The following is a 16,992-nucleotide window of genomic DNA, read 5'->3' as shown; positions in this document are numbered from 1 at the left end:
CGTCCTCGGTTAGGGCGCGGCCTGGCCCGCGTGCTAATCTCTCCCACCGGTGCGGCGCTCGCGAGCGTCACGCCAACACCTCGTCCGGGTGGCGGAATTGGCAGACGCGCTAGCTTGAGGTGCTAGTCCTCGCAAGGGGATGGGGGTTCAAGTCCCCCCTCGGACACACACATGTGCAGGACCGTCAAACTATCAATGGGCGTGGTTCACGCCGATTTGATCGTGCAATTGCCCTGGATCGATCGGCATTGATTGTTTGAGTGTCCCGCGGCCGGGGAATGCGTCCGGGCCGGTGCGCAGCTCGGTGTCGACGGTGAAGGACGAGGCCCCCAGGTGGCCGATCCACATGGTCAGCAGGAAGGGCTTGGCGGGATTGACGCGGAACTCGGCGCGGTATTCCACCCGCTGGCCCGCGACGAGGATCGTGACCTCGTCCTCGATTCCCACAAGGACCCCCGGCAGGTCAACGACTCCGGGGACGCCGCGCGCGCCGAAGAAGAGATGGCGGCCTTCGTCAAGCAAGCGCATCGCTGCGACATTGTCGACGTGGCGGGCCAGGTTGAGGTCGCGCAGCCGGCCGTGGATCTCGCAGGAGAATTGCATGGATCGATCCTGCCGCACCAGATGATGTCGGCTCGGGTCAGTAGACCAACAGTGCGATCGCGACGTACTGACAGGTCCAGGCGGCGATCGTGAAGGCGTGGAAGATCTCGTGGAAGCCGAACCAGCGCGGCCACGGGTTGGGGCGCTTGAGCCCATAGAGGATGCCGCCGACCGTGTAGCAGACGCCGCCGACGAGCGTCAGCACCCCGACCGCGACGCCGGCCTCACTGAACACCCGACCCATGACCGGCACGACCGACCAGCCGAGCACGACATACAGCAGGGTGTAAAGGATCCGCGGCGCCTGCACCCAAAAGACGCGGAAGGCGACGCCGAGGAGCGCGCCGACCCACACCGTCCACAGCAAGGCCGTGCGCGCGGTGCCCGACAGGCCGACGGCAACAATCGGGGTGTAGCTGCCCGCGATGAGCAGATAGATGTTGGCGTGGTCCCATCGCTTGAGAACCCCGAGCGGGCGGGGTGACCAGTTGAACCGGTGGTAGGTCGCGCTGGTGGCGAACAATACAAACCCGGCAGCCGCATAAATGGCCGACGCGATGCGCTCGACGGCGTTGTCCGCCAAACAAATCAGCACGATTCCGGCGGCCAGGACCAAGGGGGCCGCGCTGGCGTGCAACCAGCCGCGCAGCTTGGGCTTAAGTGGTGGTAGGGACGAATCGGCCAGCGTCATTGATGCCGATCCCGCGAGCGTGGCGTTCATATGCGCCCTCACTTCCTGATCGGTGCCTCCATCGTCTCACTCGGTCGCCCCACAGTGCTGGAACTTCCACACTGTGGTATGAGCGTGCCGCGCCGACCCGGGCCATGATGTGGCCATGAGACGCCATGCATTCTCCGCAGCCGTATGCGCAGCTGCCACCATCGCCGCCGGAGGGCTCGCCCCGGCATCCAGTGCCGCGGTGGATCCGCCCGGCGCCAATCCGGCCACGCCCGCGATGACCCTGCGCCAGGAGTTCAACGCGGCCTTCGCCGGCAATCTCTCACCCGACGGGAAGCTGCGCATCAACGGCGACTGGCCGGGCACCGGCGGCAACACCATCCTGCTTGCCAACAGCCAAATAGCCAATGGCCGCTTACGTTTCCGCGCCAATGCCACCTCCAGCGCCGAGGTTCAGACCATCCCCGAGCGACTGTATGGCGCCGGCTGCTACGCCACGCGGCTGAAGACCGCCCGGGTGCCCGGGGTCGTGACGAGCTACTTCTGGATCGGCGACGGCTACAACCTGCCCGAGGTGGACATCGAGTTCCTCTCCAAGGATCGCCGGGGGACGTGGGGCAAGGTGTGGCTGACCGTCCACCTGGCCGATGGCGAGGCTCGCACCTCCACGGTGCGGATGCCCTTCGACCCCTCGGCCGCCTTCCACACCTACGCTTTCGCGTTCACCTCGACGAGCGTGACCTGGTATGTCGACGGCCGGGTCGTCAAGCGGTTGACCGGCCTACCAGCCGGATTGGGCACCGGCCAGCCGCTGGCCGGCTACGTCATGGCCAACGCGTGGTCGGGCGCCTACGAATGGGTCGGCCCGCCGCCGACGCGGGACACGTTCGCGGCCTACGACTGGATGCGCGGCTGGGAAGGCGCGACCACCTGCCCATCCTGAAGGCGACCACCCCTTAGTCCGAAGTTGCGAGTGGTTTGAGGGCTGATCCCCGTTTTGACCTGCAGTGATGCGGCTTCTAACCCCTCGGTGTGTCGTCACTAAAGTGGATCGATCGATCCGGCACGGTGTGATATTTTGGCGGTATGGCGAAACGTGGTGGAGCGGTTCATGTGACCACGCACCGTCGTCACTATGTTGGTAAGGACGGGGTGGCCCGGGACTACGAGACCCACCTGTTGCGGCGTTCCTGGCGGGAGAACGGCAAGGTGCGCAACGAGACGGTCGCGAACCTCTCCCACCTGCCGGCCGAGCTGATCGAGGTGATCCGGGCCTGCCTGGCCGGGCAGGCGTTCATCCCGGCCGACCAGGCCGCCACCATCACCCGCTCCCTGCCGCACGGGCATGTGGCCGCGGTGTGGGCCCAAGCCCGGGCCCTGGGCCTACCCGGGCTACTCGGGCCGCCCGGGCGGGCCCGGGACCTGGCGATGGGGCTGATCATCGCCCGAGTGCTGGCACCCGGCTCGAAGCTGGCGACCATCTCCTGGTGGGCCGACACCACCCTGGGCGTCGACCTCGACCTGGCCGGTGCCTCCACCGACGAGGTCTACGCGGCGATGGACTGGCTACTCGGGCGCCAGGACGCGATCGAGAAGCAGCTGGCCCGGCGCCACCTGGCCGCCGACGCCAACCCCGCCCGGATGGCGCTGTTCGACCTATCGTCCTCGTGGATGGAAGGCAGCCACTGCCCACTGGCCCGGCGCGGCTACTCCCGCGACGGGAAGAAGAACCGCACCCAGATCGAGTACGGGCTGCTGACCGACCCGGCCGGTCGCCCGGTCGCGATCCGGGTCTTCCCCGGCAACACCGCCGACCCCACCGCGTTCGTCGAGGCCGTCACCCTGGTGCGGGACACCTTCAAACTCACCGAGATGGTCATGGTCGGCGACCGCGGCATGATCACCACCGCCCGGATCACCGCGATCCGCCACACCAACACCGACCCGGCCACCCGAGCCGACCTCGGCTGGATCACCGCGCTCCGCGCCCCCGCGATCAAAACCCTTGCCGCCGAGGGCGGCCCGCTTCAACCAACCCTGTTCGATGAACACAACCTGGCCGAAATCAGCCACCCCGACTACCCCGGGGAACGGCTGATCGCCTGCCGCAACCCGTTTGTTGACCGTCGCTCATTCTGCGGATGGCGGCGTCATCGGGTTTGCCGATGGTCTGGGTGTGGAACGGCCCCGTCCGCGGTTGGCGGGCGGGGCCGTGGTCGGCGTGGTGACGGGGTGCTCGGCGTGGTGACGGGGGTTGGTTAGTCCGCGCCGGTTTCGGAGATCGCGATGCGGGCGGCTTTCTCGTCGACGATGTTGGTGTCTTTGGCGAATGCGGCCATCAGGGCGTTGACGGCGAGGTTGTTGATGGCGCGTGGGTATCCTCGGGAGGCGTTGTGGATCAGGGTGATCGCGTCGTTGCTGAAGAGGGTGTCGGTGCGTCCGGCGATCTTGACGTGGTGGGTGATGTAGTCGCTGGTTTCGTCGGGGGTCATCCCGGTGAGGGTGTATCGGACGGCGATGCGTTGGTCGAGGGCGGCGAGCACGCCGAGGCGGAGTCGTTGGCGCAGGGTGGGTTGTCCGACTAGCAGCGCGGCGAACGGGGCGCCGGAGTCCATGCCGTGGTTGGTCATCATGCGGACGGCTTCGAGTTGGGGGTTGTCGAGCAGGTGTGCTTCGTCGAAGACCAGGACGGGGGTGCGGCCGCGTTCGGCGTGTTCGGCGGCGAGGGCCTCGGCGGCTTGGGGGACCAGGGTGGCGGTGTAGAAGGTGGGGGTTTGCCCGAGGGCGGAGGTGATGTGGTGCAGCATGCCGCGGACGCCGACGGAGGGGTTGGGCAGGTAGATGACCACGTGTCGGGAGGTGTCCAGGGCGGCGGTGGCGGCGCGGATGGCGACGGTCTTGCCGGCGCCGACCTCGCCGGTGATCACCCCGAGGGCGTGTTGGCTGATGCACCAGTCGATGCGGGCCATGGCCTCGGCGTGCCCGGCGTGGCGGTGCAGCATCGAGGGGGCCAGGGACCGGCCGAACGGCATGGCCGTGAATCCCCAGTAGGATTGCAGGCGTTGGATACTCACCGGGCCGCGTCCTGCCGCGAGGTGGTGTCGGTGAGCATTTCATCGAGGGACAGTTGCCCGGGGATCTGCTCGGTGGTGGCTTCGGGGCTGTTGGCGTAGAGGGCGTGGAAGCCGATCCGTTCGTCGTCGGCGACGTGGGTGTGGTGGGTGTCGGTGAGCAGGTTCAGGTAGTTGATCCCGGTCGTGGCGGGGGCTGGTTCGGGGGTCTCGGGTCGGGCCTTGGGGTGGGTGTGTCGGGTGATCACGTGTGGGACGGCTTGGCCGTAGGAGCGTCCGCTGTGGCGGACCTCGATCTGTTCGAGGTTGAACGGGGAGAAGACGAGTTCGACCTTGCGTCCGACCAGGGCGGGTTCGACCTGGTAGGTGTTGCCGTGCAGGCTGATGGTGGCGGTCTTGGTGACGGTGCGCAGCTGGGACCATAAGAACGCCTCGGTCAACGCGTCCGCGGCTGGCATGGTCGGGCCGTGCCCGGCGGCCTGCCAGCCGTCGTTCCAGCGGGTCAGTGGGCTCTGACCGGTTTCGGAGTGCACCTGGTGGTGATAGAGCGACTCGACCCAGGCGGTGAACTGCGCGTTCAGTTCCAGCAGCGCCGCCGCGGCGGTGGTGGCCTGTTCGGCCAGGTCGGCGGCGCTGGTGTCGGGGACCTCGACGAGGAACTGCTCGCGTACGGTGCGGAAAAATCGTTCGATTTTGCCTTTGCCTTGGGGTCGGTGTGGGGTGGCGTGGATCAGCCGGATACCGAGCTTGGCGCAGGCTCGCAGCAGCCACGCATCGACGTAGGCCGAGCCGTTGTCGACATAGCAGGCGCCGGGCACCCCGCGGCAGGCCAACGCGCGCTCCAAGGCGACGGCCAGTCGGATCACGTCCTCGGCGAACCCGAACCGGTAGCCGACCACCAGGCGGGAGTGATCGTCCAAGAAGGCGAACAGGTAGGTCTTGCGCCCGCCGATCTTCGGCCCGTGCAACGCGTCCCCGACCCACCGCTGGTTCGGCGCGTCGGCCTCGTACCGGCCGAACACCGGCGCCTGCCCGGTCGCTGGGCCGATCAGCTCGTGCCGGTGGAAGAGCCGCAGCAGCGTCGACTCGGACGGGGAGTACCCCGAGGAAGCCCGCAGGATCCGCGCGACCTGCGCCGCTGTCCGGGCCGGGTTCTCCCGTTTGAGCGCGACCGCCAGCTCCAGCACCGCCGTGTCGATCCGGGAACCCGGCTGACGCAGCGAGGGCGTCAACGCCTCGAACCCGCCGGCGCGGTACCGGCGGATCCACCGATCCAATGTGTCCCGCGAGTAGGTGTGCTGCCCACCGAACGGGCCGACGTGGCTGCGGGCCGCGATCGCGCGCACCACCTTCCCGCGGGCCTTGCGCGACAAGCCCGGATCCAGGGCCGGACTAATCAGCTGGTAGCGGAACAACGCCACCAGCTGCGCGCGCTCACGCCGCTTGTGCGCCTCCTGCTCGGGTGTGCACTCCACGACAACTCCTCTGAAGCAAGGGGAATACCTGACCGCGGCACGGTCAGGGACAACCCTTACGACGATGCCGCCTGCCCGGGCCAGGCGTCAGGGGCAACTCGTGTTGCCGCCCCGCCCCGGCCAGACCGGCGGCCACCCCGGCGCCAACAGCCGACCACCGGAACAGGCGACGGCGACCTGCCAGCCCGTCACCGGGCCGAGCACCCCATCCCGGCCGAACCGGCCCGTGACCGCCTCGCTCGCCGCGGCCAGGGCAGCCAACAGGTCCCGCCACCGACACCCCTGCGCTTGGGGCACCACCCAGTCCACCCCGGCCAGGGCCGCGACCTGCAGCAACCACGACCGGACCGGGTCAAGCCGGGAGCCCATCACCCGCAGCCAGCCTCGGACCGTCGCCCCCGGCACCCCCAACGCCTGCCCGATCGGCCGGTGTCCCAACCCCCTCGCGCGAGCGGTCAGCGCGGCACCGACCACCCCGGCCGCGTACCCCCGCCGCAACAACAGCGTCACCGGCAACAGCACGTGCGTCAGCAAACACCCCGGACAGCGAGCCCGCCGCGGACGCACCACCGCCTCGATGCCATGCACCCGCCGCGGCCGCGCCCACCCCCACGGGCGCAGCTCTCCAGAACACCCCGGACAACCGATCTGTCCGGACACCAACCGCGACTCGACCCGAGCCTGATCACCTTCTACTGTGAGCACCGATGCCTCCGCGCATCCGGCACGGCCCTCCCGCGACGTCTTCCACGACACCTCACGCGCGAGGGCCGTGAACGTCCAATACCCCACCCATCTTGCCCGAGCCCGGCACAGTGATGGCGCCGAGGACCACGAACACCACACTCAAACCAATGCGACCGCCCGTCGGCAACCTCGATGACAGATCACGGCCCCCACGTCGTCACCCAGAGCGACGGTCAACACCCGTTCCTGGCCACCGAACGCGCCCGCAAACGCGAGGACCTGCTCACCGCCACCGAAACCGCCCTGGCCCCCACCCAGCGAGCAGTGGCCGAGGGCCGGCTAGCCGGCGCCGACACGATCGGCCTGCGGGTCGGCAAACTCCTCAACAAATACCGGATGGCCAAACACTTCGACCTGACCATCACCGACACCACCGTGGTGATCACCCGCAAAACCAGCCAGATCGCCGCCGAAGCCGCCCTCGACGGCATCTACGTGCTACGCACCCCAACGCCCGCCGAGACCCTCACCCCCGCCAGCATCGTCCAGGCCTACAAAAACCTCGCCCACGTCGAACGCGACTTCCGCAGCATCAAAGCCACCGACCTCGACCTGCGCCCGATCTACCACCGCCTCGAAGACCGCGTCCGCGCCCACGTCCTGATTGTGATGCTCGCCGCCTACCTGACCTGGCACCTACGCGCCACCCTAGCCCCCCTGACCTACACCGACGAACACCCGCCAACACCCGCCGACCCGGTCGCCCCCGCCCACCGCTCCCCAGCCGCGGACCGCAAAGCCTCCCGACACACCGACGACCACGACCAGCCCGTGCGGTCCTTCCCGGCCCTGCTCAAACACCTCGCCACCCTGACCCGCAACGACCTGCGCTACGGCACCGACCACACCACACCCCTCGTGCCCACCCTGGCCGAACCCACCCCCACCCAACGCCACACCTTCGCCCTCCTAAACGCCCCCATCCCCCTAACCATCAACGGCAAGTAGACAGAACCACCAACACCCAAACCAGCGAACCCCCTGCCCAGCAGGGGGTTCGCCACGTCAACCAGCCGTAACTTCGGCTTAGTTGCGGACGCGGTGTTGTTCACCATTCCCGTCGTCATCAGATTGGCGCCGCCGTATGCCGTGGTCTTGTTCCAGCACACCCCCGCGTAGGGAGACGTGCGCGGCCAGTACCAGTCGGCCGAAGCCGACGGTGCGGTCGTGAAAAGAAGGGCCCCAACGGCCGCAACCAGGGCGAGGAATCGGATCTTTCTCATCGCGGGCTTCCTTGGCAGAAACGAATGAGAAGGAGCGGCCACTGCTAACGCGGACGTGCTCCGTGCGGGCAAGCGAAGGCCTGCCGTGCCGAGTTACCGACGCCGGAATCCGTGTCGTGGAGGCGGATTCCGTCTTGCGAACTTCCGCGATTCGACGCTACTCCTGGGCGAGAACGCCGGCAACCCGAGCGGCCGGCAGCTGCGAGAGTTCAGTCGTCGGACGCCGGTTGTTTGCGCGGTCGCCCGCGTGGCCGCACCGGCGCCGCGCCCGACGGTGCCCGCCCTGCCTCGGCCAGCGCCCGCCGCAGGACGAGTTCGACCTGCGCGTTGACGCTGCGCAGCTCGTCCCTCGCCCAGCGTGAAAGCGCCTCGTGCACAGCCGGATCCAGCCGGAGCAGCATGGTATGCCGCTCCGGCCGTCCGGATGGTCGCTGACCCGTCGGCATGGCGACCTAGGTGTAGAGGCTGCCCGCGTTGAGGACCGGGGCGGCGTTCTGCTCGCTGCACAGGACGACGAGCAGGTTGGAGACCATCGCCGCCTTGCGCTCCTCGTCCAGGGCGACCAGGTCGCCCTCCTCCAGCTTGTCGAGGGCCATCTCGACCATGCCGACGGCGCCCTCGACGATCTTGGCCCGGGCCGCGACGACCGCTGACGCTTGCTGGCGGCGCAGCATTGCCTGGGCGATCTCGGGCGCATAGGCCAGGTGGGAGATCCGCACCTCAATGATCTCCACGCCGGCGACCGCGACCCGGGCGGCGACCTCCTGAGCGAGCTCGGCGGAGACGATGTCGGTCGAGCCGCGCAGCGACTCCCCTTCACCGGAGGCATCGTCATAGGGATGCGACGTGGCGACGTGGCGCAGCGCGGCCTCGGACTGGACCCGCACGAAGCTCGAATAGTCCTCGACCGAGAACGACGCCTTGGCGGTGTCGGCGACCTGCCAGACGACGATCGCCGCGATTTCGACGGGGTTGCCGCTGGCGTCGTTGACCTTCAGCGCGTTGGTCTCGAAGTTGTTGACCCGCAACGAGACCCGCCGGCGGGTTGTCAGCGGGAGAACCATCGACAAGCCGGTGCGCCGGTTGGTGCCGACATAGCGGCCGAAGAACTGGATGACCTTGCTCTGTCCCGGCTGGACGATGACGATCGCGGACAGCACGATCATGCCGACGATAAGCAGCAGGGCGCCACCGATCAGGGCCCCGGGGGAGGGAGTGTGGTCGATGGAACCGGTGATGCTCAACACGACGGCCGCGATGGCGCCGGCGATGAGCACCAGGGCGAGGAGCAGCGCGAGGAAACCGTTGACCGCAAAGGCGGGCCGCTCGTCGATGTCGACCCGGGCACCGCCGTGGCCGACGGGTTGGACGCTGACCTCCTCGGGGAGGCGGTCAGCTGGCTGGGTGGTCGGTGTGGTCATCGTGGGCCCCTCTCTCTCGCCCCGTTCCGTCTGATCCGGGGCGATATCTAATTGATATCACATTTAGGACGCGATGGGGCGGGCGATGGTTCCATCGAGGAGGTGATGTGCGGCATACGGGAGAATGGCTCGTGTGACCCTCGCCGCCGCCCTCGACGATCTCGGCGAGCGACCCGATCCCGAGGACGTGCTCGGCGCGGTCGAGCAGTGGACCACCGGGCTCGGCCTGACGCTCTACCCCGCGCAGGAGGAAGCCGTCCTGGCGCTGCTGACCGGCGCCAATGTCGTCCTGGCGACGCCCACCGGTTCGGGCAAGTCCTTGGTCGCGGTCGCCGCGCACGCCATGTCGTATGCCGCTGGCGAACGCAGTTGGTATACCGCGCCGATCAAGGCCCTGGTGTCGGAGAAGTTCTTTGCGCTGATCGAGATCTTTGGCCCGGCCAATGTCGGCATGCTCACCGGTGACGCCGCCGTCAACCCGGATGCCCCGATCATCTGCGCAACGGCCGAGGTGCTCGCCAATCAAGCGCTGCGGGAACGGGATCAGACCGGAATCGGCCTGGTCGTCATGGACGAGTTCCACTTCTATGCCGAGCCCGACCGCGGCTGGGCCTGGCAGGTTCCGCTGCTACTCATGCCGAGCACGCAGGTCCTGCTGATGTCGGCGACCTTGGGCGACACGCGCTTCTTCGAGGAGGACCTGTCCCGGCGCGCCGGACGGGAGACGGTCGCGGTCACCAACGCCGAACGGCCGGTGCCGCTCGACTTCTCCTGGGTGATGACGCCGATCCACGAGACGATCGAGGACCTGTTGCGCGAGGGCAAGGCGCCCGTCTATGTCGTCCACTTCACCCAGCAGGCCGCGGTCGAGCGGGCGCTGGCGTTGATGAGCGTCAACGTCTCCAGCGCGGCCGACAAGGACGCGATCAAACGGCTGGTCGGCGGCTTCCGCTTCGGCAAGGGATTCGGAGCGGCGCTCAAACGCCTGGTGCTGCACGGCATCGGCGTCCACCACGCCGGCATGCTGCCGAAATACCGGCGCCTGGTCGAGACGCTCGCGCAGGCCGGACTGCTCAAAGTCGTCTGTGGCACAGACACTCTCGGCGTGGGCATCAATGTGCCGATCCGCTCGGTCCTGCTCACGTCGCTGACCAAGTACGACGGCCGGCGTCAGCGGGTGCTGCGCGCCCGGGAGTTCCACCAGATCGCCGGCCGCGCCGGGCGGGCCGGCTACGACACCGAAGGTTTCGTCGTCGTCCAGGCACCCGAGCACGTCATCGAGAACCACCGCGCGCTGCTCAAGGCGGGCGACGATCCCAAGAAGCGTCGCAAGGTGGTGCGCAAGGGGCCGCCCGAGGGTGCCCTCAGCTTCACCGAGGCGACCTATGACCGGCTCGTGGCCGCGCCCCCGGAGCCGCTGCGCTCCCGGATGCGGGTCACCCACGCGATGATCCTCAACGTCCTCGACAACCTCGACGGTCAAGGCGAAGCGATGCGGATCCTGTTGGAGGACAACCACGAAGAGGAGTCCGCACGACCTCGTCTCGTGGTCCGCGCCGCGCAGATCATCGCCTCGCTCGAGCACGCCGACATCATCGAGCCCGTGCCGGGGGCGACCGGCTACACCGTGAGCGTCCCGCTCCCCGAGCCCGAGGCCGTTCCCGACGAGCCGGTCGAGCAGCGCCGAGCCGAGCACGAGGTGACCGAGCGTGCCGAAGCCGAGGGTGCGGCAACTCCGGAACTAACCGAGGTGACCGACACCCATCCGTTGGACGTCGCCGGAACGCTGGCCGCGGCATACCAGGTCGTCGAGGACTTGCAGGAGGGCTTCGCCCTCAACCAGCCGCTGTCCGCCTTCGCCCTCGCGGCCCTGGAGTTGCTCGACCAGCATGACGCGGCATACGCCCTCGACGTCGTCAGCGTCATCGAGGCCACGTTGGAGGACCCGCGGCCGGTGCTGCTCGCCCAACAGTTCGCCGCGCGCGGCGCCGCGGTCGCCGAAATGAAGGCCGACGGCCTGGAATACGACGAGCGGATGGAACTGCTCGAGGACGTCAGCTGGCCAAAACCGCTGGAGGAGTTGCTGACCGACGCCTTTGCCATCTATCGGCAAAGCCACCCATGGGTCTATGCCGTTGACCTATCACCCAAAGCGGTCGTCCGCGAGATGTATGAGCTGGGCTCGACCTTCGCCGAATTCATCACCCGCTATCAGCTCGCCCGCGCCGAAGGTGTCGTGCTGCGCTACCTCTCGGACGCCTATCGCGCGCTGCGCCAGACGGTTCCGCTCTCACTGCGCACCGAGGAACTGGAGGAGGTGATCGAGTGGCTCGGCGAGTTGGTCCGTCAGACCGACTCCAGTCTGCTCGACGAGTGGGAGTCGCTCGCCCACCCCGGCGCCGAGGTGGCCGAGGTGCGGCCCGGTGAGACCCGCGCGCTCAGCGCCAACCCCCGAGCCCTGCGGGTGATGGTGCGCCAGAGCATCTTCCGCCGGGTTGAGCTGCTTGCCCGCGAGGCGTATGCCGCGCTGGCCGCCCTCGACGCCGGGCTGTCCGAGGCGGACTGGCGCGCGGCGGGAGAGGACTACTTCGCGGAGTATGCCGATATCGGCACCGGCCCGGAAGCGCGCGGCCCGAGCCTGTTCTCGGTCCGTGAAGAACCGGGGGAGTGGGTGGTCACCCAGATTCTCGACGACCCGGAAGGCGACCGCGACTGGCGGCTGACCGCCCGGCTCGATCTGGTGGCCACCGACGATGCCGGCGAGCCCGTCCTGCTCACCGAATCGTTCGGTCCTGCCCGGCCGACGCACTGACGGCTCCCGCGACACCGCTTATGGCGAGAGCACCTCGCAGCGCAGCCCTGGTGCACCCCCGATCTTGCGATCAAGCGTCACCAGAGGGATCTCCAGGTCCTCAGCCAGAGCCACGTAGCTGGCGTCATACGCGGTCAGGTTTCGGCGCAACTGCCACGCCCTCCTAGCGAGGAGGCCATACGGCCACAGTTCGACGGTCAGATCGAGCAGATCGGCATGGGCTTGAGCGGCTTGGTCCGAGGTGATGGATCCGGCAAGTTCGAGGCGACGGACGATGTTGGCCGTCTCGAACGGGAACAAGGCCGGCGCAGCGAGTTCCACATCGTGAAGGACGTCGGTCACCCAGCGTCCGTCGCGGCCTGCATCCAACAGCAGGGCCGCCACGGCCGAGGCGTCACAAACCGCACGCGACCTCACCGTCGATCCGCGTCGCGGGCAGCCAGGATGGACTCGGCATCCACGCGCACCCCGGTGGCGTCGACACGCGATCGAGCACGGGCAATAACGTCACCAACGGTTGGGCGAGATGCGTTGTCCACCAGCAGTGCTCGCAGATACTCCTGCAGGGACATGCCAGCGCGCGCGGCTCGTGCCGCCAACTCGTCTCTGACCTCGTCGGGAACATCACGAACGGTGACGGCAACACTCATGCTGCTATTATAGCAGCAGTGCCAGCAAAGTGGCGGCACGGCACTGGCGACGTCCGGCAACCGACCCGACGGCCGAGACCCGCCACCGGTCCGGCGAAGCAACGACGCTGCGGGACTTAGGGTGAGCGGATGGACCTGCCCGTCATGCCGCCCGTGCAGCCGATGCTGGCCAAGTCGGTCAAGGGCATTCCCGACCCGGCCAAGCACGCGCCCGGGCTGTCTTTCGAGCCGAAGTGGGACGGCTTCCGGTGCCTGGTCTTCAAGGACGGCGACGAGGTCGAGCTGACCTCGCGCAACACCAAGCCGCTGACCCGCTACTTCCCCGAGGTCGTGGCTGCGCTGCGAACGGCGTTGCCGGACAAGTGCGTTCTCGATGGCGAGATCTTCGTCGCGGTCGGGGACCGGCTGGAGTTCGAAGTGTTGCAGGAGCGCATCCATCCGGCCGCCTCGCGGATCACGATGTTGAGCGAGCAGACCCCGGCGCAGTATGTCGCCTTCGACCTGCTCGCGATCGGCGACGCCAACCTGATGGGCGAGCCGTTCTCGGTGCGGCGCGAGCGGCTCACCACCATGCCGATGACCCCCAGTGAGATCGTCCACGTGACCCGGACGACCACCGATCCCGTTGTCGCGCAGTCGTGGTTCGAGACCTTCGAGGGCGCCGGACTTGACGGGGTCATCGCCAAGCCGCTGGGCGCCGCATACACGCCAAACCAGCGGACGATGTTCAAGATCAAGCACGAGCGCACCGCGGACGTCGTCCTCGCCGGCTACCGGCTGCACAAGAACTCCACACCGGCCACCCCGTTGCTCGGCTCGCTCCTGCTCGGCCTGTATGACGCCGACGGCCAGCTGCAGCACATCGGCGTCAGCGCGTCCTTCACCCAGGCGCGCCGGGTCAGCCTGCTGCACGAACTCAAGCCGCTCGAAGACGGGTGCGAGAACCATCCCTGGGGCGACTGGGCCGCGTGGGCGATCGCCAACCCGGACCGGATGCCCGGCACGCAGAGCCGGTGGAGCCAAGGCAAGGACCTCTCCTTCGTCCCGCTGCGGCCCGAGCGGGTGCTCGAGGTCGGCTACGACCACATGGAGGGGCGCCGGTTCCGGCATACCGCGCAGTTCAAGCGCTGGCGTCCGGACCGGGATCCGCGCTCGTGCGGTTATGACCAGCTCGAGGAGGTCGCGGGCTACGACCTGGCCGAGATCCTCCGCGCGGGCTGAAGACCCACACGCCGTAGGCTAGGACCTCGTCCCCGGAGCCGATTCCGGGTTCCGGACTGACCTCAAGGAGAGATCCCACATGCGTTACCGCACTGCCGCCTTGACTGCCGCGGCGTCGGCTGGCCTGCTCGTCGCCGGATGTGGTGGCGGCGACTCGGACCCGACCACGACGTCACCGAGCACCAGTGCGGCCGCGCCGTCATCGTCGACCCCGAGCGCGGCGTCGGAGACCTCCTCGTCCTCGTCCTCGGGCGGCGGCCTGATCGGCAATCTGGAGGCGTGCAGCGAGGCCGCGACCACCGGCCTGGCGATCGCCGGGGTCGGACTCGATGCCCTCTCCGGGAACTTCGACCAGGCCGACTTCGACAAGACGTTTGCGTCCGGGACGGCGGACAAGCTGCCCGAGGAGTTGCGCGACGAATACGCCGCGGTCGAGGAGGCGGCCAAGAAGCTGATCGGCAAGGACACGACCGAGGCGGTCGACCTGTCCAACGACTACACCGCGACGCTGGAGAAGTACACCAACGCGATGACCAAGGTCTGCACCGGCTAAGCGCGCCGATCGGTCCCGCTCGACGATCCATCTCCTCGCGAGCGGGCCGCCCGCGCGCGCTGTCAGCGCCCGTCGAGCAACGGCTGGCGCGGGTCCCACCGGGTGCCGTCGAGGGCGTCCTTGCGTCGCCGTGCGATCCCGGAAAGCGCCTCCAGCGCAACCCGGTTAGCCAGGAACGAGGTGATCTCGGCGTGATCGTATGGGGGTGAGACCTCCACGATGTCCACCCCCGCGACCGGAAGCTCGTAGGCGATCCGCCGCACCGCGTCGAGCAGTTGGCGCGCCGACAGCCCACCCGGCTCGGGAGTTCCCGTTCCGGGTGCGTGCCCCGGGTCGCAGACATCGATGTCGACCGAGAGGAAGACGCCGTCGCACTCGTCGGTGGCGATCGCGAAGGCCTCGGTCAGGCACTCGTCCAGGCCGCGGGCGACGATCTCGGTCATCTCGAAGGACCGCATCCCCTGCGCCGCCATCCAGTCCAGCGTCTCCGGGCCCGGCCAGTAGCCGCGCAACCCGACCTGCAGGAACCGGTCACCGCGCAAGGCGCCGGACTCGATGAGCCGGCGCATCGGCTGCCCGTGCCCGATCAACGAGCCGAACTCGATATCGCCGGTGTCGGCGTGGGCGTCGAAGTGGATCATCGAGACCCGGCCCTGCCCGAGATGCTGGGCCACGCCGGCGGCGTCGGGCCAGGCGATTGTGTGGTCGCCGCCGAGGACGAGCGGGATCGCGCCGCCGCGGGCTACGGCATACACCGCAGCCTGCAGGTCGCGCACCGAGCGCTCGGCGTCCCCGGAGAACATCTCGACGTCGCCGGCGTCATACACGCGGAGATCCTGCAGCCCGTCGACCCGCAGCGCCAGCGAGGGCCGGGAGCCGTCGTGCGGGAGGTAGCACGTCTGGCGAATGTACTGCGGCCCAAAGCGGGTCCCGGACCGGTGGGAGGTGCCCCCGTCGAAGGGCGCGCCGAGGATGACGACGTCGGCGTCGGCATACGAGGCGGGCTCGGCCCAATCGCAGCGCTCCACCCCGAGGAAGGTGATGTCTGGACCGAATTGAGCGCCATACCGAGCCATGCCGTGATCGTGCCAGACCGCGCGAGTCCGCGCGGGTGCCTACAGTGATCCGTATGCCGATCGCTGCCGAGGACGAGGTCGCCCGGATCTGCCAGGAGCTGATCCGGATCGACACCAGCAACTATGGGGACGGATCCGGACCGGGGGAGCGGGCCGCCGCCGACTATGTCGTCGGCCTGCTGGAGGAGGTCGGGCTCACCCCGATCGTGCTCGAATCGCAACCCGGGCGGACGAGCGTCTTTGTCCGCATCCCCGGGGCCGACCGCACCCGGCCTGGCCTGTGCATCCACGGCCATCTCGACGTCGTGCCGGCCCGGGCCGCTGACTGGCAGGTCGACCCCTTTGCCGGGGAGGAGCGCGACGGACTGATCTGGGGCCGCGGGGCTGTCGACATGAAGGGCATGGACGCGATGATCCTCGCCAGCGTGCGCCAGCTCGCGCGCGCAGGCCTGGTGCCGCCCCGCGATCTGGTCATCGGCTTCTTCGCCGACGAGGAGGCCGGCGGGGTCTATGGCTCGGGTTGGGTCGTGGCCAACCACCCGGAGATCTTCGCGGGGGTCAGTGAGGCGATCAGCGAGGTCGGGGGCTACAGCGTCACGCTCACCGGCGCCGACGGGCAGGACCGCCGCGCCTATCTGCTGCAGACCGCCGAGAAGGGCATCCTCTGGCTGCGCCTGATCGCCCACGGCCGCGCCGGGCATGGCTCGGTTCCCAACGACGAGAACCCGATCGTCCGGCTCGCCCAGGCGATCGCCCGGATCGACGCCCACGAGTGGCCGCAGGAGTTCATCCCGTCGGTGCAGGAACTCTTGGACGGCCTCTCCCGCCTTACCGGCATCTCGTATGCCGCGCGCCGCCTGGACGAGCTGCTCGCCCAGCTCGGCCCGGCCGCCGCCTTCGTCACCGCCACGCTGCGCGACACCGCGAACCCGACGATGCTGGAGGCGGGCTACAAGCACAACGTGATCCCGCAGGACGCGGTTGCCGCCGTGGATGCCCGTTTCCTGCCCGGCCACGACGAGACCATGCTCAAGACGCTGCGGGAGTTGGCCGGCGACCACGTCGACGTCGAGATCCTCCATGAGGACATCTCCTTGGACTCCCCCTTCCACGGCGGCCTGGTCCAGGCGATGATCGCCGCCATCCGGGCCGAAGACCCCGGCGCCGAGGTGCTGCCCTACTGCCTGTCCGGGGGGACGGACAACAAGGCCCTCAACCGGCTCGGCATCACCGGCTATGGGTTCGCGCCGCTGCAACTGCCCAAGGGCCTGGAGTTCGCCCCGATGTTCCACGGGATCGACGAGCGGGTGCCGGTCGAATCGCTGCGTTTCGGATCCCGTGTCCTCGGCCGGCTGATCGCCACCTGCTAGGACCCACCCTCGATGCGTCGTGGTGACCCCAGGTCGGGTTCGTAACATCCGCAGGCCCGAATCGATGGTGGCCGACCTCGGCATTGGCGCT

General features: G+C 68.5%; 17 protein-coding genes and 1 tRNA gene. 8 read left to right on the top strand and 10 right to left on the bottom strand.

What is annotated here, in order from left to right:
• Positions 1–82: 82 nt before the first annotated feature.
• Positions 83–166: transfer RNA gene (locus V9G19_RS07180), tRNA-Leu, on the top strand.
• A gap of 26 nt (positions 167–192) precedes the next feature.
• On the opposite strand, the gene V9G19_RS07175 is transcribed toward V9G19_RS07180, so the two are convergent.
• Together V9G19_RS07175 and trhA are read right to left on the bottom strand one after the other, a co-directional pair.
• Positions 193–603 carry an acyl-CoA thioesterase gene (locus tag V9G19_RS07175; RefSeq protein WP_462284784.1) on the bottom strand — a complete coding sequence of 137 codons (411 nt, stop codon included), beginning with the start codon at positions 601–603 and terminating at the stop codon, positions 193–195.
• A gap of 37 nt (positions 604–640) precedes the next feature.
• Positions 641–1,324, bottom strand: a complete 684-nt coding sequence (trhA, locus tag V9G19_RS07170) for a PAQR family membrane homeostasis protein TrhA (RefSeq protein WP_462284783.1) — start codon at positions 1,322–1,324, stop codon at positions 641–643.
• Positions 1,325–1,439: 115 nt separating this feature from the next.
• Between trhA and V9G19_RS07165 the strand changes: the two genes are divergently transcribed.
• Both V9G19_RS07165 and V9G19_RS07160 read left to right on the top strand, forming a co-directional pair.
• Complete coding sequence (locus tag V9G19_RS07165; RefSeq protein ID WP_462284782.1) at positions 1,440–2,225, top strand: family 16 glycosylhydrolase; 786 nt, start codon at positions 1,440–1,442, stop codon at positions 2,223–2,225.
• Positions 2,226–2,395: 170 nt separating this feature from the next.
• Positions 2,396–3,544, top strand: coding sequence for an IS1634 family transposase (locus V9G19_RS07160; protein WP_462284781.1), 1,149 nt, complete (start codon positions 2,396–2,398; stop codon positions 3,542–3,544).
• On the opposite strand, the gene V9G19_RS07155 is transcribed toward V9G19_RS07160, so the two are convergent.
• The 3 genes from V9G19_RS07155 to V9G19_RS07145 form a co-directional block, all read right to left on the bottom strand.
• On the bottom strand, positions 3,541–4,356 hold the full coding sequence (locus V9G19_RS07155; protein ID WP_462283669.1) for an ExeA family protein: 816 nt from the start codon (positions 4,354–4,356) through the stop codon (positions 3,541–3,543). The two genes, V9G19_RS07160 and V9G19_RS07155, sit on opposite strands and share 4 nt — an antisense overlap.
• Entirely contained in the window at positions 4,353–5,828 is a 1,476-nt protein-coding gene (locus V9G19_RS07150; protein ID WP_462283670.1) for a DDE-type integrase/transposase/recombinase, read from the bottom strand. The genes V9G19_RS07155 and V9G19_RS07150 overlap by 4 nt, the downstream gene beginning before the upstream one ends.
• A gap of 87 nt (positions 5,829–5,915) precedes the next feature.
• Complete coding sequence (locus tag V9G19_RS07145; RefSeq protein ID WP_462283544.1) at positions 5,916–6,350, bottom strand: hypothetical protein; 435 nt, start codon at positions 6,348–6,350, stop codon at positions 5,916–5,918.
• 357 nt (positions 6,351–6,707) lie between these two features.
• Here V9G19_RS07145 and V9G19_RS07140 point away from each other — a divergent pair, with 357 nt between their 5' ends.
• Entirely contained in the window at positions 6,708–7,523 is an 816-nt protein-coding gene (locus V9G19_RS07140; protein ID WP_462284780.1) for an IS1634 family transposase, read from the top strand.
• A gap of 484 nt (positions 7,524–8,007) precedes the next feature.
• Here V9G19_RS07140 and V9G19_RS07135 read toward each other — a convergent pair whose 3' ends face one another.
• On the bottom strand, positions 8,008–8,244 hold the full coding sequence (locus V9G19_RS07135) for a type II toxin-antitoxin system antitoxin (RefSeq protein ID WP_462284779.1): 237 nt from the start codon (positions 8,242–8,244) through the stop codon (positions 8,008–8,010).
• A gap of 6 nt (positions 8,245–8,250) precedes the next feature.
• Positions 8,251–9,219, bottom strand: a complete 969-nt coding sequence (locus tag V9G19_RS07130) for an SPFH domain-containing protein (RefSeq protein WP_462284778.1) — start codon at positions 9,217–9,219, stop codon at positions 8,251–8,253.
• 124 nt (positions 9,220–9,343) lie between these two features.
• Here V9G19_RS07130 and V9G19_RS07125 point away from each other — a divergent pair, with 124 nt between their 5' ends.
• Positions 9,344–12,031: a DEAD/DEAH box helicase gene (locus V9G19_RS07125; protein ID WP_462284777.1), complete on the top strand. Its 2,688-nt coding sequence runs from the start codon at positions 9,344–9,346 to the stop codon at positions 12,029–12,031.
• Between the two features lie 18 nt (positions 12,032–12,049).
• Here V9G19_RS07125 and V9G19_RS07120 read toward each other — a convergent pair whose 3' ends face one another.
• Together V9G19_RS07120 and V9G19_RS07115 are read right to left on the bottom strand one after the other, a co-directional pair.
• Positions 12,050–12,448: a type II toxin-antitoxin system VapC family toxin gene (locus V9G19_RS07120; RefSeq protein WP_462284776.1), complete on the bottom strand. Its 399-nt coding sequence runs from the start codon at positions 12,446–12,448 to the stop codon at positions 12,050–12,052.
• Positions 12,445–12,681: a FitA-like ribbon-helix-helix domain-containing protein gene (locus tag V9G19_RS07115; protein ID WP_462284775.1), complete on the bottom strand. Its 237-nt coding sequence runs from the start codon at positions 12,679–12,681 to the stop codon at positions 12,445–12,447. The genes V9G19_RS07120 and V9G19_RS07115 overlap by 4 nt, the downstream gene beginning before the upstream one ends.
• A gap of 129 nt (positions 12,682–12,810) precedes the next feature.
• On the opposite strand from V9G19_RS07115, the gene V9G19_RS07110 reads away from it, so the two are divergent.
• A complete protein-coding gene (locus V9G19_RS07110; RefSeq protein WP_462284774.1) occupies positions 12,811–13,902 on the top strand; it encodes an ATP-dependent DNA ligase in 1,092 nt (363 codons plus the stop codon).
• Positions 13,903–13,981: 79 nt separating this feature from the next.
• Positions 13,982–14,455, top strand: a complete 474-nt coding sequence (locus V9G19_RS07105; RefSeq protein WP_462284773.1) for a hypothetical protein — start codon at positions 13,982–13,984, stop codon at positions 14,453–14,455.
• A gap of 62 nt (positions 14,456–14,517) precedes the next feature.
• On the opposite strand, the gene speB is transcribed toward V9G19_RS07105, so the two are convergent.
• Entirely contained in the window at positions 14,518–15,531 is a 1,014-nt protein-coding gene (gene speB, locus V9G19_RS07100) for an agmatinase (RefSeq protein ID WP_462284772.1), read from the bottom strand.
• A gap of 53 nt (positions 15,532–15,584) precedes the next feature.
• Here speB and V9G19_RS07095 point away from each other — a divergent pair, with 53 nt between their 5' ends.
• Positions 15,585–16,901 carry a M20/M25/M40 family metallo-hydrolase gene (locus tag V9G19_RS07095; protein ID WP_462284771.1) on the top strand — a complete coding sequence of 439 codons (1,317 nt, stop codon included), beginning with the start codon at positions 15,585–15,587 and terminating at the stop codon, positions 16,899–16,901.
• Positions 16,902–16,992: the final 91 nt, after the last annotated feature.

The organism is Nostocoides sp. (assembly GCF_037045025.1).
Classification (GTDB): Bacteria; Actinomycetota; Actinomycetes; order Actinomycetales; family Dermatophilaceae; genus Nostocoides_A.
The sequence above is the reverse complement of the archived record's forward strand: the minus strand, read 5'-3'. Positions and strand labels throughout refer to the sequence as shown.